Genomic DNA, 19,537 nt, shown 5'->3' with positions numbered 1-19,537 from the left:
AGTGGTTTCAGCAAATCCTAAAATTTATTACTAAGGCATTTTATGCCTGATTTGGTATTTGTCTCATTTTACTTGAGCAAATGATTTATACCGATAATTTACCTAAATCTAATTATGAGATTGATTTGGCAAGGTCTTGTTGTGACCTAAAATAAAGAGAATTCCACCGTCAAAATAAAAAATTGGAAAATGACGACTGAGAAACAAAGTGTTAAGTATTACTGAATGTAAAAAAATATTAAACAAAAAAGGAGCATCATACAATGATGAAGAAATAGAAAAAATAAGAGAAGCATTATACAAAATCGCAGAGATTATGTATAAACAAAAAAACAATTAAAAATTATGAAAAAAATGAATGTAATCACTTATGGGAGAGTAAGTACAGAAGAGCAAAAAGAAAATGGTTTTAGCTTAAATCATCAAAAAGAAATGTTGAAAAGATACTGTGATATTAAAGAATATAAGATTCTTAAGCATTATGTTGAGGACTATTCGGCAAAGACTTTTAATCGTCCAGAATGGAAAATATTGAGAGATTATGTCAAAAAAAACAAAAATTCTATAGACATGCTTTTGGTAACAAAATGGGATAGATTCTCTAGAGATTCGGAAGGAGCAATGGCTGTTATAAGAGAGTTCTCAAAGATGGGAATAATTATAAATGCAATTGAACAGCCTTTGGATATGACAATTCCAGAAAACAAATTAATATTAGCCATGTACCTTGTAATTCCAGAAATAGAAAATGATAAAATCGCTCAAAGGACTAAGGATGGTATGCGTAGAGCAAAGAAAGAAGGATGTTTTATGGGGAAAGCTCCTTTTGGTTATTCTAATGCTAAAATTATGGAGAAAACGTCTATAGCGCCAAATTCAGATTCAAAGATTGTCTTAAAAGCATTTACAGAAGTGGCGAAAGGAATAGAGCCCGTTGAAGTAATTAGAAAAAAAATAAAAGATGACTATGGATTGAAACTTGAAAAGCAACAATTTTATAATATGCTCAGAAACGTTACTTATTCGGGTATGATTATAGTTCCTGAGTACAAAAAAGAAAAAGAGGAAATCATTAAGGCAATTCATCAGCCAATTATTGATATTAATTTATTTAAAAAAGTGCAGTCTGTACTAGATGGGAGGAAGAATTCTGATGCTAAATTTCCATCTAGTGAAAACGATTTGTTTCCATTGAGAGGTAATTTTATTTGTCCAAACTGTGGTAAACAAGTAACTGCAAGTAAATCTAAAGGGAACGGTGGTCATTATGAATACTATCATTGTAAGTCATCGTGTAAGATTAGATTGAAGAAAGATTTAGTACATGATAGGATTAAGGAATTACTCAATAAAATTTCATTGGACGAAAATGTGAAAGAGTTATACAAAGTGGTTCTAAGTGACGTTATTAAGTCAAATACTGTAGATGCTAAAGCTCGTATTAAAGAGCTTAAAATAGAGCAAAAATCAGTTGAAATAATGCTGGAAAATACAGAAGATAAGCTTTTGTCAGATGGACTATCACCAGAGGACTATGTTAAAATTAGGAATAGATACTCTAACAAAATCATTGATATTGAAAATCGTATTGATTCAATGAAAGAAAATGATACTGATTTAATGAAATATGTAGATAATTCGGTTGATTTATTGTGTCAGTTAGGAAATGTGTTCAACCACCTGCAAAATAAGGAAAAAGGGTCGTTTTTAAGAGTTATTTATCCTGAGAATTTAATACTCGAAAAAGACTGTTTTCGAACCAATTCTGAAAATAGCTTAGTGGAGCTGATGACTAGGTTTTGCAAGGGTTTACAAAGTGTAGAAATAAAAAAAGCCACTCTTTCGAATGGCTTTTCCAATGAAGCTCCCCCTCTTGGGCTCGAACCAAGGACCCTCTGATTAACAGTCAGATGCTCTAACCAACTGAGCTAAGGAGGAATCACCTTAAAGGTAAATATGTTTGCTAAAAAAAGTTGCTCCCCCTCTTGGGCTCGAACCAAGGACCCTCTGATTAACAGTCAGATGCTCTAACCAACTGAGCTAAGGAGGAAAGTGTTGCTCTTTTTAGCGAGTGCAAATATAATCGATTTTTTAGTTTCTCAAAAATATTTTAACTCTTTTTCTTGATTTTTTTTTCTACTTCGTAATTGCCTTATAAATATCGTTTCCATTTGCGAACAAAAGCAACGCTATAAGTAGTACGAAGCCAACCATTTGGGCGTTTTCAAGGAATTTATCGCTTGGTTTTTTGCCACTGATAATTTCATATAATAAAAACATCACATGACCTCCATCAAGAGCAGGAATTGGCAATAAATTCATTACACCAAGCATAATTGACAAAATTGCAGTGATTGACCAGAAAGCTTCCCAGCTCCAAGAACTAGGAAAAATGTTGTAAATCGCCGCAAAACCACCTACTTGTTTGTAAGCTTTAGTTTCTGGATTAAAAATCATTTTCAATTGTTTTCCATAACCAATCAAACGATCTTTACCTTTCTCAAGTCCAACCGGAATAGATTCTGCAAAACTGTATTCTTTAGTACTTACTTTGTAGTATCCTAGTTTTTCTAAAGATTTAATATCTAAACCGCCAGCAATGACACCTAAAGTTCCTTTTGCAGAAACTTTAACCGTAATAGGAGTTTGTTTTAGATCGCGCAAAACAACAGCAGGAATTGTTTTTCCTTTATTTGCGCTTAAAATTGCTTTTACCTGATCATAATATTTAGCTTGTTGTCCGTTTAATGTAACAAGCAAATCTTTTGGTTTAAGTGAAGTATTTGGCGAATCATCTTGAATGCTTCCAACAACAAAAGGCATTCTTGTATCAATCAAGAGACCTTTTTCATGTTTTGATAACTGATCAATAAAATCAGTTGGCATTTTGACTGTGATCTGCTGTCCGTTTCTTTCAATTAAAATTTCTTTGGCAGTGATAACCTTCATATTGGTATCATTGTCAATATTTTCAACTTTTTGACCGTCAATAGAGATAATTTTATCTCCCGTTTTTATTCCAATTTTTTCTAGAGCAGGATTTGTTACCCAAATTCCATCTTTCAAATCAGCGTTTGCAATATAAGTATCGCCATAAGCAAAAGCCATTCCTATATATATAATAAAAGCTAGGATAAAGTTTACCGTAACACCGCCAAGCATAATAATTAAACGCTGCCAAGCTGGTTTCGAACGAAATTCCCACGGCTGAGGTGGTAAAGCCATTTGTTCTTTGTCCATACTTTCGTCGATCATACCAGAGATTTTTACATAACCTCCAAGCGGCAGCCATCCGATTCCGTATTCTGTTTCGCCAATTTTCTTTTTTAATAGAGAATATTTAACATCAAAAAATAAGTAAAATTTTTCGACTCTTGTTTTGAATAATTTTGCAGGGATAAAATGCCCTAATTCGTGAAGAATAATAAGTAAAGATAAACTCAATAGAAATTGAGAGAGTTTGATAACTATATCCATTTTATAATTTTAGTTCGTATTTAACGCACAAAAGTAACGTTTTCTTATTTAATTTAAGACCGCAATATAATACTTAAGGTTTTAAATGTTTGTTAATTAATAAACATTTAGATTTCTCCTTTTATAAGGATGCAGTAACTTTACTTTTTTAAAGGCTGCTGTCTTCAATAGGTAGCCTAAAACCATTAAAAGTTACAATTATGGCTTCACAATTATTTTCACAATTAACAATAAAACAGACCATTTTTAAGAACAGAATTGTCATTTCGCCAATGTGCCAATATTCTGCTCAAGACGGATTTGCAGACAATTGGCATCTGGTTCACTTAGGAAGCCGTGCAAGTGGAGGCGCCGGATTGATTATTCAGGAAGCGACCGCAGTTTCTCCAGAAGCTAGAATTTCTCCTTCAGACCTCGGAATTTGGAAAGACGAACATATCGCAAAACTGAAAGAAATCAACGAATTCATCATTTCACAAAATTCAATTCCCGGAATTCAATTGGCGCATGCAGGACGAAAAGCGAGCGTTTCGGCTCCTTGGCTCGGCAATAAAAAATTAGATTTCGTTCAAGGCGGATGGCAGACTGTTGCTCCAAGTGCGATTCCATATCATGATGACGAACCATTTCTTCCCGAAGCTTTAGATCAAAACGGGATTCAAAAAGTGATTTCTGATTTTAAAACAGCGACAAAAAGGGCCGTTCAAGCGGGTTATCAGGTTTTAGAAATTCATGCGGCGCACGGTTATTTGCTGCATCAATTTTTATCGCCTTTAACGAATGTGAGAACAGATGAATACGGAGGAAGTTTTGAAAACCGAATTAGATTTACTTTAGAAATCCTAAAAGCAGTTCAAAAAGAATGGCCCAAAGAACTTCCTTTGTTTGTTAGAATTTCGGCAACAGATTGGGCAGAGGGAGGATGGAATCCTGAAGAATCGGCACAACTTTCAAAAATACTTAAAGAAAAAGGAGTAGATTTAATCGATGTTTCGTCAGGCGGATTGGTTTCGCATCAAAAAATTAATATTGGTCCAGGTTATCAGGTTCCTTTCGCAGAAAAAGTAAAAAAAGAAGCAAATATTTTAACGGGAGCAGTTGGTTTGATTACAGACGCAAAACAAGCAGAAGAAATTTTGAATAACGGTCAAGCCGACTTAATTTTGTTTGCCAGAGAATCATTAAGAAATCCGAATTTGCCTTTGGATTTTGCCGCAGCATTAAACGACGATATTCATTGGCCAAAACAATACGAGAGAGCTAAGATTTAAATTTTATTAGCCACAGATTTTACAGATTAAAGTGATTTTTTTGTTTTGGTTGCCACGAATTTCACGAATTTTCACGAATTTTAAAGCTTTTCTAAACGCACTGATTTGTGTAAATTCGTGAAATTGCTTCGCCTGTTCACTATCGCTCGGGTCGTGGCAAAAAGAAAAATCCTTTTAATCCTAATAATCTGTAGCAAAAAAACATGTAAAATGCAAAAAATAAAAACAGCACTATTATCATACGGAATGTCGGGGAAAGTTTTTCACGCTCCGTTTTTAGACATTCATCCCGGTTTTGAATTATTAGGATCTTGGGAACGAACTAAAAAATTAATTCAGGAAGATTATCCATACGTAAAAAGTTATCCTTCAATTGATGATTTATTGGCTGATGATGTTGAGTTAGTAATCGTGAATACGCCCGTTGGCACGCATTATGAATATGCGAAAAAAGTGCTTTTGGCAGGAAAACATGCTGTTGTTGAAAAGGCTTTCACAACAACTGTTGCAGAGGCCGAAGAATTGACACAAATTGCAAAAGAAAAGGGATTGAAATTAGCTGTTTTCCAAAACAGAAGATGGGACAGCGATTTTAAAACGATCCAAAAAATAATCAATGACGGCGTTCTAGGGGAACTTGTTGAAGCCGAATTTCATTTTGACAGATACAACCCGTTGTTGAGTCCTAAAGCGCATAAAGAAACTGCCAATGATGGAGCCGGAGTTTTAAAAGATTTAGGTCCGCATATTATCGATCAGGCAATTTGTTTGTTTGGTTCGCCAAAATCGGTCTTTGGAGATATTCGATATACCAGACAAAATTCTGTGGTTGACGACTGGATTGATTTGTCGCTGATTTACGAAAATTTCAGAGTACGTTTAAAAGCTGGTTTTTTTGTGAGAGAAGCCAATCCTGCTTATGTAATTCATGGAAAAAAAGGTTCTTTTTTAAAACCTCGTGGAGACGTACAGGAAGACGAATTGAAAATTGGAAAAAAACCAAATTTAGAATCTTGGGGAACAGAACCTGAAGAATTGCAAGGTCTGCTTCATACCGAAATTGAAGGAAAAATAATTCGTGAAAAAGTGCCAACATTACAAGGGAATTATTTCTCGTTTTTTGATGGTGTTTACAATTCGATTATAAACGATACAACAGAACCGGTTACAGGTCAAGATGGCGTAAAAGTAATGCAGATTATTGAAGCTGCAATTGCAAGCAACTCACAGCGAACAGTAATTAAGTTGTAATTTATAGCCCGCGGATTGTACGGATTAAAACTGGTTTTCGCTGGTTTTATTTTTATAATTTGTGGATGAAAAACAGAATATAAATCGTAGAGGCGCACACAGCAGTGCGTCTTTTTTATGCGCCAGAAAAAAAATAAAAATCGGTGTAAATCCGTTTTAATCCGCATAATCCGTGGGCCAAAAAAACAGCAATTTATAAACAATAACGTTGTAAATAAACGAACAATTTGAACCTTTAGAGAAATCCACAGCTTTTTTGTACTTTTATAGTATAATCCCAAAATGCATCGATTTTGATAAATTTCAATCCGTTAGAACTTTTTCAGACAAAAGGAAAAATAAAGAAAGTTTTTAGAGAAGCAAAGGCTTCCTATTTAAACCGAATTCGTTTTGCAGTAGGAATGTTTTATTTCGGAATGGGATTAAGTTTTGCTACTTGGGCAAGCCGAATTCCAGATATAAAAACCGCCCTGCATTTAACCGAAGGCGACTTGGGTTCGATACTTTTTGCCTTGCCAATGGGACAATTGATCATCATGCCTTTTTCAGGAAAAATGGTGACCAAATTTGGAAGCCATCGCATTTTGATTTTCTCTTTAATAATGTATGTTTTGTGCCTTATCAATTTAGGTTTGGCCACAACAGCGCTTCAATTGTCATTAGGTTTGTTTTTGTTTGGTTTGTTTGGGAACTTGGCCAATATTGCCGTAAATACACAAGGCGTTTATACCGAAGTGCTTTTTAGAAAAACAATCATGTCTTCGTTTCACGGAATGTGGAGTTTTGCAGGTTTTACAGGCGCTTTGGTGGGTTTAGGAATGTTAGCTTTAAACCTTTCTCCGTTGCATCATTTTTTAATAGTAGCCGGTATCGTGCTTTTAATGATAGGATTTAACTTTAGATTTTTGGTCAAAGCCAAAGAAAAAATCAAACATAAAGACAAAGGCGAAAAGAAAAAATTGTTTACAAAACCAGACAGCGCTTTGATTTGGCTTGGCGTAATCGGGTTTTGCAGTATGGCCAGCGAAGGCGTAATGTTTGACTGGAGCGGTGTTTATTTTAAAGATGTTGTAAAAGCGCCAGGACCTTTGGTAGTTTTGGGCTATACTTCGTTTATGATTATGATGGCGAGCGGAAGATTTTTAGGCGACGGATTAATTAATAAATTCGGGCGTGAGCGTGTCATGCAAATTAGCGGTGTCATGATTTCTGCCGGACTTTTTACTGCTGTTTTTCTTCCATATTTAATTCCGTGTACGATTGCTTTTATGGCTGTAGGTTTGGGTGTGGCAACTATTGTTCCAACGGTTTACAGCATGGCAGGAAAAAACCCAACTGTTCCTCCTGGTGAAGCGTTAACCATAGTTTCAAGCGTGAGTTTCTTAGGATTTTTAATGGGACCTCCCGTAATTGGTCACATTGCTCAAAATTTCGGACTCAAATTCTCTTTTGCGTTTATTGGAATTTTTGGAGTTTTGATTGCTTTTTTGGTTTCTAAAATTAGAACTACGGAGTAAAATTTTTTAAAAAGAAAAACCAAAAAATAGGCAAATCTACTTAATTAATTTCAAATTTCAATCAAAACATTAGTAAGAAAAAACGCATAATAGTAAATATTTTATCTACATTTGAATTTTAGAATTTAAATCCATTTTCCTTTTTCCAAAAACCAATTTTATCTTTTGAATAGGACTAATATCCGAAAACCATTTTCAAAAATAAATTGGAATTTTTAATGATAAAAAAATACTTCATTTTTTTACTTCTATGCTCATGTACTTTTTGTTTTGCTCAAGAAACCGTTTTTAGAGGGATTGTTGTTGATGCAAAAACGCAAGATCCGTTAAAGAATGTTGTGGTAACGATTCAAAATACTACTATAACAAAACTTACATCAAAAACAGGTCAATTTGAACTTCATTCTTCCATAAATGGCGAACAGCTGCTATTGATTCATAGTCAAGGCTGCAAGGATCTTCTTCTTAAAATTCAATCAAATTTTGGACAAATTGTTTATCTCGGAACTTTACAATTAGAGGATTTATATGCTGATGAAACTCCGGCGGCATTAATCACACTTTTAGATACTGATTTATCTGATGATAGTAGTTCCTCGGAGATGACTTCGGGACTTTTGCAATCTTCAAAAGATGCTTTTATGCAAACTGCTACTTTTAATTGGGGACAAGCCCGATTTAAAGTTCGGGGACTAGACAGCGAAAACGGAACCATGATGCTCAACGGCATGACAATGAATAAAATTTTTGACGGAAGACCACAATGGAATAATTGGGGAGGTTTGAATAATGTAACCCGAAATCAAGAATTTTCAGTGGGCGCTGCAGCTTCAAATTATAGTTTTGGAGGTATTTTGGGAACACAGCAAATCGCAACTCGAGCCTCTTTGTTCAGAAAAGGTACACAGCTTACTTTCTCAGGAAGCAATGCGTCATACACTTGGCGCGCTGTTGGAACATATGCATCAGGAATGAATGCTTCAGGCTGGGCTTATGCTGTTTCCGTAGGAAAAAGATATGCAACAGAAGGTTATTTTAATGGAACAAATTTTAACGCAGATTCTTTTTTTATAAGTGTTGAGAAGAAAATAAACAATAGGCAATCACTAAACTTTACCGGATTTTATACGCCAAATTCCAGAGGAAAAAATTCACCGAATACAGATGAAGTTGTGAGTTTGATGGGTGAAAAATACAATTCGTATTGGGGATTTCAGAGTGGTGAAAAACGAAATGCTAGAGTTAAAAATATTGAAGAACCGCTTTTGATGTTGAATCATTATTTTAAAATTGATGAAAAAACCAACCTGAATTCTGGGATAATGTATCAATTTGGGAAAGTTGGAAACAGCAATATCGATTATCAAAACGCCAACAGCCCCGATCCTGTTTATTACCAAAAAATGCCAAGTTATTTTAGCTCGCTTTACGCGAAAGATCATGGCGAATTTTCTGGAGAATTTACACCAGATTACATAAATGCTGAAAAAAGCAAAACAACGTTTTTGGAAAATTCACAAATTGACTGGAACGCCATGTATTTGGCAAATCAAAAGAAAGATCAAAATGGATATTTGCCATCTCAAAGCCATTATATTCTTTATGAAGACAGAACAGATGATAAAACGTTCGCTGCAAATTCGACTTTAAATTCACAGTTAAATTCTAATCTTTCCTTTGATGGAGGAATCGTTTATAGGAATTTGAAATCACATAATTTTCAATATTTACTGGATCTTCTTGGTGGCGAATATTTTGTAGATATTGATCCGTTTTATAAAGGAAATTTGTCACAATCAGATTTATTGCATCCTAATCGTCTAGTAAAAAAGGGAGATATTTATGGCTACAATTATAATTTTTTAGCTAACACAATCGATGCTTTTACGCAGTTTAAATTCTCTTATAATAAAATTGAATTTTTTCTGGGACAGTCGTATTCAATCTCGAATTATCAACGTGAAGGATTGTATAAAAATGGAATTTATGCCAATAATTCTCTCGGAAAAAGCAATAAAGCAACTTTCGAGAATTTCGGATTTAAAGGTGGATTCATGTATAAAATTTCGGGCAAACAATGGTTTTTTGTAAATGCTGAACATCTTACTCGAGCGCCATCTTTGAGAAATACATTTTCAAATTCACGATTGAACAATGCAATTGTTGACGGAATAGAAAATGAAAATGTCAGCAGCGCCGAAGCGAATTATGTATATCGTTCGCCAAAACTCAAATTGCGTTTGACAGCTTACTATACTTTAATTAGAAACTCGTCAAAAACTTCTTTTTTTTATGCCGAAGGAATTTTTGATAATGGTACCGGCTTTGACGCAACAGATGCTTTTGTGAGTCAGACTTTGACGAAATTAGACAAGAAGAATACAGGAGCAGAATTGAGTTTTGAATATCAATTTTCGCCGACTCTCAAAACAAGTTTTTCTGCAGCATACGGAAATTTTATTTACAGCAGCAACCCAAATGTTTCCATTACAAATGATGCAAATGCTTCGAAAAACGGAACTAAAACAACTTTTGATTTCGGGCACGCTTTTCTTAAAAATTATAAACAAGCTGGAACACCTCAAAGCGCCTGTTCTTTGGGATTGGAATATCGTGATCCTAAATTTTGGTGGCTTGCTGTCAATATTAATTATTTGACGGATAATTATATTGATGTTTCACCAATTTCAAGAACTTCTCAATTTTACATTAATCCCGTCAATGGATTTCCTTTTCCTGAAGCCACTGCTGAACGAGGAAATGAATTGCTGAAACAAGAAAAATTTAGTCCAATAACCTTGCTTAATTTGAGTGGTGGAAAATCATGGCGGGTTCGCAAAAAGTATATCGGACTTTTTGCAAGCGTTAATAATGTGTTGAATTTGGTATATAAAACTGGTGGTTTTGAGCAGGCGAGAAATGCAAATTTTAGAGCATTAAATCAGGATGTTTCCAGCGGAACACCATCATTTGGGCCAAAATATTATTACGGTTATGGCCGAACTTATTTTTTAAATCTTACCCTCGGATTATAAACTGAAAATTTATTCTTATGAAAAAAAGACTTCTCTATTTTATACCTTCTTTGTTTTTTTTCGGTTGTAACGCTGAAATCGAAACACCAAAATTAGTTTGTACTCAACCCGATTTTGAAGTGACGAAAACTGTCGAAAAAGTCTATGAACTTTCGAATGCAACTGCCAAACAATATGCATATGACGATGTTGTTGAAGCTTATGTAGTTTCGAGCGATGAAGAGGGGAATTTCTTTAAAAGTATTTCACTGCAAGCAAAAGCATCTGAAAATCTTCCTGCAATAGGCTTTAGTATTCCAATCGATGCTTCAAACACTTATATAGATTATAGAGTGGGAAATAAAGTGTATATAAAACTTAAAAATCAGTTTACAGATTTGTATTACGGCGGATTAAGAATAGGAAGTTTATATGTGAGCAATGCAGGCGACCCAACAATTGGAAGGATTTCGCAAAATGAAATTAAAAATGTTTTGAACGCCTCTTGTACAATTATAGATGAAAATCAATTGGTTGAATCACTTACTATTGAAGATGCTTTGAAAGATTCAAAATTAAATACTTTAATCGAACTCAAAAATGTTGAATTTTCCGAAGAAGCTTTAGGTCGCCATTATTTTGAAGAAACCAATAATGTAGGCGGATCTACAAATTGGAATTTAAGAGACAATACCGGAAATCAGATTATTTTTAGAACCAGTAGTTATGCAAAATTCGCAGATCATTTTGTGCCAGAGGGAAGTGGCAAAGTCCGAGGAATTTTGACCAAATTTGGTTCGGATTATCAATTTCTAGTTCGGTTTGAAAGTGATATTGTAATGACAGGAAAACGAAATACCCCGTTTTTTTCAGAAGATTTCCAGTCGGTTAAAAACAATGTAAATTTTGTACTTCCGCGTTGGAGCAATATTGTTGAAAAAGCCACAAAACTTTGGAAAAGCATGGTATATTCAGGAAATGGATACGCCGAATTTAATACCACAAGCACTACCGCAGCCGAAAATGTTGCTTGGATGATTTCTCCAAAAATCAATTTGTCGGGATATAAAAATGCAGTGTTATCTTTTAGAAGTGCACAGCATGATTTAAAGTTAGATTCGTCGTTAAATACTTTAGAAGTGTATGTTTCAACCAATTTTGATGGATCAAATATTGCTAAAGCAAAATGGACAAAACTAGAAGCAAAAATTCCCTCGCTTTCGACACCGGCGCGTCAGTTTATAAGTTCGGGCGGAATTGATTTAACAGCGTATTCGGGAAATATTAATATTGGATTCAAGTATGTTGGCTCTGGAAAAGACAAAACTTTGAATGGCGCTTTTATGGTTGATGATGTCAAAATTTTTGGAGAAAAGTAGGCAGTTTTTCTATGATTTTGGATAAAGAAAAAAATTGATGACTTGTTTTTTCAATTTTAAGCTTTCAGATTTTGTCAGAATTTTGTATTTTGGTCATCCCAAATAAATACAAATACCACATGAAAACCTACTTTATCGCCATCTTGATGATGGTATTTCCTTTCCTGATGCACAGCCAGGATCAGACCGATGCGGTTAAATTAAAGCAAATCAACATTGTAAAGACAAATTACCAAAACTCAAAGGATGGTGAAATTGTAAACAAAACAATGGTTTTTAAAGACGGAAAACTTCAAACGGTAACAACTTCAGATGTTGTACAGCATTTCTCTTACAATAAAAATGGCTTGCTGGATATGACGGTAAAAGACAAAGTTGGCAGCGACTGGAAAGAGATTGTAAATTATACTTATGATGCGGACAATAACATCACGAAATTTGTAAAAAAATACCAGGAAGGTCCAGATTACATTACTAAAGTTGTGACTTTTGTTTATGAAGGTGCAAGAATTAAAGTAACAACAAAAAAGAGCACAAACCACCAGAATTTAGTCGATGATATTGAATATATTGTAGAAAACGGAATTATTGTAAGACGTACTTCACGCGATAGAAACAAACAAATTATTGGCAAAATCGAATACGTTTATGTAAATGACAATGTCTCAAAACACAAAGGATTAGTTGGCGATAAAATCTCAAAATCATTTACTTATGATGATAAAAAGTCGGTTGATCAATTAATTGTTCAGAATCTTTTTGGAGATAATTATAAAGTAATTGTCCCTATGATTTCTTATCATGAAGAAGAATTTGCTTTTGAATCGATTTCTTATAATAACGAAATGAATTTCAGTCCGTCTTCTACAGTATTGGTTGCAGTAAGCCGAAAGTACAAATACAACAAGTTGAATTTTCCAATTTCATGCTCTCAAATTGAAGAAAACGGAATTGTAAAAACGGAAAAAACATTTATTTACGAATAAAATAGTTTTGAATAAATTTTAAAGCCATTTATAAATTAGGTTTCTGCCTGATTTATAAATGGTTTATTTTTTTAAATCGGATTTAAAATTGAAATTCTATAATTGTAAGTAGGGCACAAATGATTAAATTTGTAGCTTATTTTAAGATATGTTAGAGAAAGAAGTTATAAATTTTGAGAAAACGGCCATTGTTGGTATCATAACTCAAAATCAAAGTGAGGAAAAACTTAACGAATATTTAGACGAATTAGAGTTTTTGACTTTTACTGCTGGCGGTGAAGTTATTAAACGTTTTTCGCAAAAAATGGAACGCCCGAATCCGAAGACTTTTGTAGGAACGGGAAAAATAGACGAAATCAATCTTTTTGTAAAAGAAAACGGAATATCGACAGTTATTTTTGATGATGAATTAACACCGTCGCAACAAAAAAATATTTCACGAATTATTGACGCTAAAATCTTAGATAGAACAAACTTAATCTTAGATATTTTTGCGCAAAGAGCCGAAACTTCGTATGCAAGAACTCAGGTTGAGCTGGCACAATGTCAATATTTATTACCAAGACTTTCTGGTTTATGGACACACCTTGAGCGTCAAAAAGGGGGTATTGGTATGCGTGGACCTGGAGAAACGGAGATTGAAACGGACAGACGTATTGTGCGTGATAGAATTTCGTTGCTGAAAGACAAAATCAAAACGATTGACAAACAAATGAGTATTCAGCGAAGCAATCGCGGTGCAATGGTTCGTGTGGCTTTGGTTGGATATACAAACGTTGGGAAATCGACTTTAATGAATGCGATTGGAAAAAGCGATGTTTTTGTTGAGAATAAATTGTTTGCGACTTTAGATACGACGGTTAGAAAAGTAGTTATTAAAAACTTGCCATTCTTGCTATCGGACACGGTTGGTTTTATCCGAAAATTACCAACACAATTAGTTGATTCATTTAAAAGTACATTGGACGAGGTTCGTGAAGCCGACTTGCTTTTGCATGTTGTCGATATTTCGCATCCAGATTTTGAAGATCATATTGAATCTGTAAATCAGACTTTGCTGGAAATTAAAAGCAACGATAAACCAACGATTATGGTTTTCAATAAAATCGATGCTTACAAACACCTGACAATAGATGATGATGATTTGATTACCGAAAGAACAAGAAAACACTGGACGCTTGACGAATGGAAACAGACTTGGATGAGTAATGTTGGTCAGGATAAAGCGTTGTTTATTTCGGCGACCAAAAAAGAAAATTTCGAGGAATTTCGAGAAATGGTTTACGAAGCTGTTCGTCAAATTCATATCACGAGATTTCCTTATAATAAATTTTTGTATCCAGATTATAAAGATGCAGTTGAAAAAGAAGAGGAATAAAATAGAAACGGCTTTTGAGTTTATCAAAAGCCGTTTTTTTTATTTTGCTATTAAATTAAAGGATTTATTAATTTAGCTTTTCAATAAGATTTACTGAAATGGATATTTCATATCTTTGTTTAAATGAGTAAGAATTTATATATAATTGCTGGTTGCAATGGAGCAGGTAAAACTACTGCATCTTTTACAATATTACCTGAAATTTTAGATTGTAAAGAGTTTGTAAATGCAGATGAAATTGCCAAAGGCCTCTCTCCATTTCAGCCAGAAAAAGTTGCTTTTGAAGCGGGCAGAATTATGCTTCACAGAATAAATGAACTTTTGATTAACAATGAAGTTTTTGCTTTTGAAACGACTCTTGCCACTAAAAGTTATAAGTCTAAAGTCAAAATTGCTCAAGATAAAAAGTATAAAGTAGTACTTTTGTTTTTTTGGTTGCAAGATGTTGATTTAGCAATTGAAAGAGTGAAAACCAGAGTTAAGGAAGGTGGGCATAATATTGAAAATGATGTAATTAAGCGTAGATATATAAATGGAATAAATAATTTATTTAATTTATATTTGCCTATAGTTGATGAAGCGATGATTTTTGATAATTCATTTGGTAAACCTGAATTAATTGCAGAAAAAATGTTTGATACTGAGATTGATATAATCAACGAAATTAAATACAATAGACTTAAAAAGTTTTACAATGAAAACATATAAAAGATCGGCTACTCAAACTAAAATTTTAGATTCAATGGATCTTGTTTATGAGAAATTAATTGAGTTCAAGAAGAAATCAAATAGCGAATTAGTTATTATGAAAGATGATAAAATAGTAAAAATAAAAGCTAAGTCATTATAAAAATATTAACCCTCTTATTTAGAGGGTTTTTTTATGTTTAAAAGATGTCAATTGTTTGAATCTAGCCCAGATGGAGGCGTTATCCTTGCTGGCACGAGAGGGCAACAGCGAGATATAGCCGAGAGCGGGAAACCATGTTGGTTAAAATGCCTTTTGTGATGCTTCTAATAATTAAAATCCGAAGTTGACTCCTAGACCAAAAACTTCTCTGGTTTGTAGTCCTGCAAAGGCATTATCGTCATAAATTGCTTGAAATGATAAGTTCGCAGATAAAAATTTATTGATTTTCATGATAATATTCAGCGAATAATTGATGTCTACGTTTTGAGGGTCTTCAAGATAATTTGAATAAAGATTCAGCGTATTTTCAGCAGTTACATTGGTCATTATGGCTAATTTATAGTAAATGGAAGCATAAAAACCCAACTCATAACGCAAGCTTTTACCTTCATCTACACCAAAATAAGCACCATCTACATACGGCAATCCTGTAAATCTGTCAATTCCGGTTGTGTAGGCACTATCTACAAAAGTGAATTTTGAAGTTAATGGCGCAAAATTTATTTTAAGATTGTCGTCTTTTGTCCAATAAATTCCGGGACCAGTAGTTAGATATCCAGGAGACATGAATTTAGTTTGTTCAGTCCTAATTTGTTTTCCATTGGCATCTTGGCCGTAAATGTAACCTGTAGAAAACTGTGTTCTAAAATTCAGGAAGTAAGAGTAATACCATTGACCAAAAGCTTTTTTCCCAACAATTGAGTTGAATTCTAAACGGTCATCTGTTTTTTTTGTGAAGTCGTCGTTTTTGGTTTGCAATAATCCGTATGAAGCCAGAATTTTATTGTCCCAAGTTAAATCATCTTTTTTGTAATTGAAATCGTAATTGATTCCCAGAGTTCCAGAGAAACTATCTTCACCACCTGCAATCCAGTTGTTAAAGCTCGACTGATTTAATAAAAGTGAGACGGTTCCTTTTGTTTTCCAGCCTTCGTCTTCGATGGTATCGTTAATTTTTTTTACTGCTTTTTCAGTATTCTGAATTAACTCTTTTTCTGAATTTTGGGCTTGTAAAAATGTGAAGTTTACTAAAATGAAAAGTAATAAGGCTAGCTTTCTCATGGTCTTTAGTTTAGAAGTGTATAAACAAATATACTAAAAACCGTTAAAAGCTTAAGACTTAATTGATTGTAAAAGCAGGTTATTTCTTGGATTCTTTGTACAAAGGTACTGCAGAGCATGCTTCACCGTACATTATGCTTCTTGCAAATGGCTGTAAATAGGTTGTGGCTAAAATATAAGCGCGCATTGGAACTGGTTTTTTAGAACAGCCTTTTACAATTACAGGTTTGTTTTGGTAAACCGAATAATCAAGTTTGCTTAAGATTTCTTCGTAAAGACTACCATCAAGATCTTCGATTGTTCCGTTCACGACTTTTTTTGCATATGGTGCCAAATGCACACTCACTAAAATCAAAGCCCAAGCCGGAATAATAGCGTCTGTGCTGCAGTGTACCGCCACATATTGATCTTGATATTGTGACCAATCGTGATTTTTAAGATGCTCTCTAAAGTCTTTTTCTTTTAATAAAAATCCTTCCAAAAGCCATTGCGAAATGTCAATCTGCACACGCATTCCTTTTGGATAATAATCCTCAAGATCAAAAACTTCTAATGCACTATTAGCAACTTTATTGATGATTTCTTCCATGTGAAAAATGGTTTCAAGTTTAAAGTTTCAGGTTTCACGTTATGCAAAACTTGAAACTTTAAACCTGAAACAAATATTTTTAAAGCATTCCTAATTCTAACTTTGCTTCTTCGCTCATTAAATCCTTGCTCCAAGGCGGATCGAAAGTAATTTCTACGTCAACATCTTTGATGTTTTCGATTGTTTTTACTTTTTCTTCCACTTCTCTTGGCAAGCTTTCTGCAACTGGGCAGTTTGGAGATGTTAATGTCATAAGGATTTTTACTTCATAATCAGTATTTACCATTACGTCATAAATTAATCCTAATTCATAAATATCTACAGGAATTTCAGGGTCGTAAATTCCTTTTAAAACCTTTACGATTGATTCTCCTAATTCGTTTGTGTCTATTTCTTGTTCCATTGTTTTTGTTTTTTCACCATTTAGGTGATTTATTTACCATTAAGATATTAAGAAAATTAAGTTTAGTACTTTATGAACATTAATGCCTTAATGGTTTAATTTTTTTTAATTTTTGTTTTTTGCATCAAAAGCCAAAGCGTACATTTTGATGTTTTTGATCATCGAAACCAAACCGTTGGCACGAGTTGCAGATAAATGTTCTTTCAAACCAATTTCATCTATAAAATCAGTATCAGCGTTTATGATATCTGATGCTTTTTGGTTTGAGAAAGCGCGAATTAAAATCGCGATTATTCCTTTGGTCAGAATCGCATCACTATCAGCCGTGAAAACAATTTTATCGTCTTTTTCTTCGCCTTGAAGCCAAACTTTTGACTGGCATCCTTTAATTAAATTTTCGTCGACTTTATATTCTTCTTTAATTAAAGGAAGACTTTTTCCCAGTTCGATGATGTATTCATAACGCTGCATCCAGTCGTCGAACATTGAAAATTCATCTATTATTTCGTCTTGTATTTCTTTTATCGTCATAATTATTCTTTAGCAAAATCAACCAGCAAATTTACCAGTTTTTCTATTTCCTTTGGGGGAAAACCATTATCGAAACCTTTTGTTTCGTATGTTTTTTGATTTTGAGTTATTTTTAAATTTCCAATTGCGGCGCCGTCATAAAAACGTTTTTCTGTCGGAGCTTTCAAATTTGGAATATTATCTAAATTCACTTTCGAAAATTCAGTTACAATTTGTTTCCATTTTGCATCATCAATTTTCTTTTCAACGGGTTGGTTATTTCTGCCGTTTGTAACCGTTGCTATTTTATTCTGAACAACTATCTTTTTAAAAACTCCTCTGGAAACTGCTGAATATTCAATTTGAGTTGAAGTCATATCTGCTTTTTTTTGGCTCGAACAGCTAGTTCCAATGAAAATCGTTAAGAGCAATAAAGATAATATTCTCATAAAAAAGGTTTTTAGCTTAACATTGTTTGCGCTTTCTTAACGGCTTCAACCATTGCATCGATTTCTTCTTTAGTATTATAAAAAGAGAAAGACGCGCGAATCGTTCCCGGAATACAGAAGAAATTCATAATTGGCTGGGCGCAATGATGGCCAGTTCTGACTGCAATTCCTAATTTGTCAATAATCGAACCAATATCGTATGGATGAATTCCGTCGATATTAAATGAAACTACTGATGCTTTATTTTTTCCAGTTCCGTAGATTCTCAAACCTTCAATTTCTAGTAAACGTTTTGTTGCATATTCTAAAAGTTCGTGTTCGTATTGCTGAATATTTTCGAAACCAATATTATTTAGATAATCAATTGCAGTTCCTAAAACAATTCCGCCCGCAATATTTGGAGTTCCGGCTTCAAATTTATGCGGAAGATCTGCGTACGTAGTTTTCTCGAAAGTAACTTCTTTGATCATTTCGCCACCGCCCTGATAAGGAGGAAGTTTGTTCAGCCATTCTTCTTTTCCGTATAAAATTCCAGTTCCCGTTGGGCCACACATTTTATGACCTGAAAAAGCATAAAAATCGCAATCTAATTCCTGAACATTTGGTTTTAAATGCGGAACTGCTTGAGCGCCGTCAATTAAAACTGCAGCGCCAACAGCATGCGCTTTATCAATAATAGATTTGATTGGGTTAATAATTCCCAATGCATTTGAAATATGATTTACCGTAACGACTTTTGTTTTTTCTGAAAGAATCTTATCAAATTCTTCCAAAATCAATTCGCCATGTTCATTCATTGGAATCACTTTTAAAGTAGCTCCGGTTTTTTCGCACAACATTTGCCAAGGCACAATATTGCTATGGTGTTCTAAAGAAGAAACAATAACTTCATCGCTCGGTTTTAAAATAGATGCAAAACCGTTTGTGACCAAGTTGATTCCGTGCGTTGTTCCCGAAGTAAAAAGGACTTCATAAGCATGTTTTGCATTGATATGAACTTTTACTTTGCCACGAGAAATTTCGTAAGCATCAGTTGCTAACTGGCTTAAAGTGTGTACGCCACGGTGAATATTGGCGTTGATTTCCTGATAATATTTAACTTCTGCATCAATCACGATTTGTGGTTTTTGCGAAGTAGCTCCGTTGTCGAAATATACTAAAGGTTTTCCGTTTACAGTTTGTGAAAGTATCGGAAAATCAGCTCTTATTTTTTGAATATCTAGCATGTCTTATTTAGAAAAAATCTATTTACAAAAGTACTAAAACTAAATTTGTTTATACAGGAATTCTATAATTTCCTTTTATGACGCCATTGCAAGAAGGCGTAATTGCTGATTCTCT

Annotated in this window: 17 protein-coding genes and 2 tRNA genes; 10 read left to right on the top strand and 9 right to left on the bottom strand. The window is 33.9% G+C overall.

Annotated elements, in window-relative coordinates; genetic code table 11:
* Positions 1-345 precede the first annotated feature (345 nt).
* Positions 346-1,899 (top strand): recombinase family protein, encoded by a 1,554-nt coding sequence (locus FND99_RS03245; protein ID WP_144336556.1) that lies wholly within the window; start codon positions 346-348, stop codon positions 1,897-1,899.
* On the opposite strand, the gene FND99_RS03240 is transcribed toward FND99_RS03245, so the two are convergent.
* From FND99_RS03240 to rseP, 3 genes are all read right to left on the bottom strand, one after another.
* Positions 1,865-1,938 (bottom strand) — tRNA-Asn (locus FND99_RS03240). The genes FND99_RS03245 and FND99_RS03240 overlap by 35 nt on opposite strands.
* A gap of 38 nt (positions 1,939-1,976) precedes the next feature.
* Positions 1,977-2,050, bottom strand: a tRNA-Asn gene (locus FND99_RS03235).
* An 86-nt stretch (positions 2,051-2,136) separates the two neighbouring features.
* A complete protein-coding gene (gene rseP, locus FND99_RS03230; protein WP_144336555.1) occupies positions 2,137-3,477 on the bottom strand; it encodes an RIP metalloprotease RseP in 1,341 nt (446 codons plus the stop codon).
* Between the two features lie 200 nt (positions 3,478-3,677).
* On the opposite strand from rseP, the gene FND99_RS03225 reads away from it, so the two are divergent.
* The 9 genes from FND99_RS03225 to FND99_RS20225 all read left to right on the top strand — a co-directional run bounded on the left by FND99_RS03225 (position 3,678) and on the right by FND99_RS20225 (position 15,123).
* Positions 3,678-4,748 (top strand): NADH:flavin oxidoreductase/NADH oxidase, encoded by a 1,071-nt coding sequence (locus FND99_RS03225; protein ID WP_144336554.1) that lies wholly within the window; start codon positions 3,678-3,680, stop codon positions 4,746-4,748.
* Positions 4,749-4,958: 210 nt separating this feature from the next.
* Positions 4,959-5,999 (top strand): Gfo/Idh/MocA family oxidoreductase, encoded by a 1,041-nt coding sequence (locus tag FND99_RS03220; protein WP_144336553.1) that lies wholly within the window; start codon positions 4,959-4,961, stop codon positions 5,997-5,999.
* A 293-nt stretch (positions 6,000-6,292) separates the two neighbouring features.
* On the top strand, positions 6,293-7,516 hold the full coding sequence (locus FND99_RS03215) for an MFS transporter (RefSeq protein WP_144336552.1): 1,224 nt from the start codon (positions 6,293-6,295) through the stop codon (positions 7,514-7,516).
* A 218-nt stretch (positions 7,517-7,734) separates the two neighbouring features.
* The gene (locus FND99_RS03210) at positions 7,735-10,551 is read left to right on the top strand and encodes a peptidase associated domain and porin domain-containing protein (protein ID WP_144336551.1); all 2,817 of its coding nucleotides are present in this window, start codon (positions 7,735-7,737) and stop codon (positions 10,549-10,551) included.
* Positions 10,552-10,568: 17 nt separating this feature from the next.
* Positions 10,569-11,909, top strand: coding sequence for a DUF5689 domain-containing protein (locus FND99_RS03205; RefSeq protein ID WP_144336550.1), 1,341 nt, complete (start codon positions 10,569-10,571; stop codon positions 11,907-11,909).
* A 119-nt stretch (positions 11,910-12,028) separates the two neighbouring features.
* The gene (locus tag FND99_RS03200; protein ID WP_144336549.1) at positions 12,029-12,895 is read left to right on the top strand and encodes a hypothetical protein; all 867 of its coding nucleotides are present in this window, start codon (positions 12,029-12,031) and stop codon (positions 12,893-12,895) included.
* A 148-nt stretch (positions 12,896-13,043) separates the two neighbouring features.
* Positions 13,044-14,273, top strand: coding sequence for a GTPase HflX (gene hflX / locus FND99_RS03195; protein ID WP_144336548.1), 1,230 nt, complete (start codon positions 13,044-13,046; stop codon positions 14,271-14,273).
* A gap of 123 nt (positions 14,274-14,396) precedes the next feature.
* Positions 14,397-14,981: a zeta toxin family protein gene (locus FND99_RS03190; protein WP_144336547.1), complete on the top strand. Its 585-nt coding sequence runs from the start codon at positions 14,397-14,399 to the stop codon at positions 14,979-14,981.
* Positions 14,968-15,123 carry a hypothetical protein gene (locus FND99_RS20225; RefSeq protein ID WP_167498064.1) on the top strand — a complete coding sequence of 52 codons (156 nt, stop codon included), beginning with the start codon at positions 14,968-14,970 and terminating at the stop codon, positions 15,121-15,123. The genes FND99_RS03190 and FND99_RS20225 overlap by 14 nt, the downstream gene beginning before the upstream one ends.
* Positions 15,124-15,294: 171 nt before the next feature.
* Here FND99_RS20225 and FND99_RS03185 read toward each other — a convergent pair whose 3' ends face one another.
* The 6 genes from FND99_RS03185 to FND99_RS03160 form a co-directional block, all read right to left on the bottom strand.
* Entirely contained in the window at positions 15,295-16,245 is a 951-nt protein-coding gene (locus FND99_RS03185; RefSeq protein WP_144336546.1) for a DUF3078 domain-containing protein, read from the bottom strand.
* Between the two features lie 79 nt (positions 16,246-16,324).
* Entirely contained in the window at positions 16,325-16,834 is a 510-nt protein-coding gene (locus tag FND99_RS03180; protein ID WP_144336545.1) for a DUF2480 family protein, read from the bottom strand.
* A gap of 79 nt (positions 16,835-16,913) precedes the next feature.
* Positions 16,914-17,237: an SUF system Fe-S cluster assembly protein gene (locus tag FND99_RS03175; RefSeq protein WP_017494560.1), complete on the bottom strand. Its 324-nt coding sequence runs from the start codon at positions 17,235-17,237 to the stop codon at positions 16,914-16,916.
* Between the two features lie 105 nt (positions 17,238-17,342).
* A complete protein-coding gene (locus tag FND99_RS03170) occupies positions 17,343-17,768 on the bottom strand; it encodes a SufE family protein (RefSeq protein ID WP_144336544.1) in 426 nt (141 codons plus the stop codon).
* Positions 17,769-17,770: 2 nt separating this feature from the next.
* On the bottom strand, positions 17,771-18,196 hold the full coding sequence (locus FND99_RS03165; RefSeq protein ID WP_144336543.1) for a protein kinase family protein: 426 nt from the start codon (positions 18,194-18,196) through the stop codon (positions 17,771-17,773).
* Between the two features lie 11 nt (positions 18,197-18,207).
* Positions 18,208-19,422: an aminotransferase class V-fold PLP-dependent enzyme gene (locus FND99_RS03160; RefSeq protein ID WP_144336542.1), complete on the bottom strand. Its 1,215-nt coding sequence runs from the start codon at positions 19,420-19,422 to the stop codon at positions 18,208-18,210.
* Between the last annotated feature and the right edge of the window lie 115 nt (positions 19,423-19,537).

This window comes from Flavobacterium daemonense, from assembly GCF_007341385.1.
Taxonomy (GTDB): domain Bacteria; phylum Bacteroidota; class Bacteroidia; order Flavobacteriales; family Flavobacteriaceae; genus Flavobacterium; species Flavobacterium daemonense.
The sequence above is the reverse complement of the archived record's forward strand: the minus strand, read 5'-3'. Positions and strand labels throughout refer to the sequence as shown.

Bases quoted from the DNA above. Each gene is read 5' to 3' on its own strand.
- FND99_RS03190 (WP_144336547.1), top strand. From the start codon at position 14,397: ATGAGTAAGAATTTATATATAATTGCTGGTTGCAATGGAGCAGGTAAA.
- FND99_RS03245 (WP_144336556.1), top strand. From the start codon at position 346: ATGAAAAAAATGAATGTAATCACTTATGGGAGAGTAAGTACAGAAGAG.
- FND99_RS03170 (WP_144336544.1), bottom strand. From the start codon at position 17,768: ATGACGATAAAAGAAATACAAGACGAAATAATAGATGAATTTTCAATG.
- hflX (WP_144336548.1), top strand. From the start codon at position 13,044: ATGTTAGAGAAAGAAGTTATAAATTTTGAGAAAACGGCCATTGTTGGT.
- FND99_RS03210 (WP_144336551.1), top strand. From the start codon at position 7,735: ATGATAAAAAAATACTTCATTTTTTTACTTCTATGCTCATGTACTTTT.
- FND99_RS03200 (WP_144336549.1), top strand. From the start codon at position 12,029: ATGAAAACCTACTTTATCGCCATCTTGATGATGGTATTTCCTTTCCTG.
- FND99_RS03175 (WP_017494560.1), bottom strand. From the start codon at position 17,237: ATGGAACAAGAAATAGACACAAACGAATTAGGAGAATCAATCGTAAAG.
- rseP (WP_144336555.1), bottom strand. From the start codon at position 3,477: ATGGATATAGTTATCAAACTCTCTCAATTTCTATTGAGTTTATCTTTA.
- FND99_RS03225 (WP_144336554.1), top strand. From the start codon at position 3,678: ATGGCTTCACAATTATTTTCACAATTAACAATAAAACAGACCATTTTT.
- FND99_RS03180 (WP_144336545.1), bottom strand. From the start codon at position 16,834: ATGGAAGAAATCATCAATAAAGTTGCTAATAGTGCATTAGAAGTTTTT.
- FND99_RS03185 (WP_144336546.1), bottom strand. From the start codon at position 16,245: ATGAGAAAGCTAGCCTTATTACTTTTCATTTTAGTAAACTTCACATTT.
- FND99_RS03165 (WP_144336543.1), bottom strand. From the start codon at position 18,196: ATGAGAATATTATCTTTATTGCTCTTAACGATTTTCATTGGAACTAGC.
- FND99_RS03160 (WP_144336542.1), bottom strand. From the start codon at position 19,422: ATGCTAGATATTCAAAAAATAAGAGCTGATTTTCCGATACTTTCACAA.
- FND99_RS20225 (WP_167498064.1), top strand. From the start codon at position 14,968: ATGAAAACATATAAAAGATCGGCTACTCAAACTAAAATTTTAGATTCA.
- FND99_RS03220 (WP_144336553.1), top strand. From the start codon at position 4,959: ATGCAAAAAATAAAAACAGCACTATTATCATACGGAATGTCGGGGAAA.
- FND99_RS03205 (WP_144336550.1), top strand. From the start codon at position 10,569: ATGAAAAAAAGACTTCTCTATTTTATACCTTCTTTGTTTTTTTTCGGT.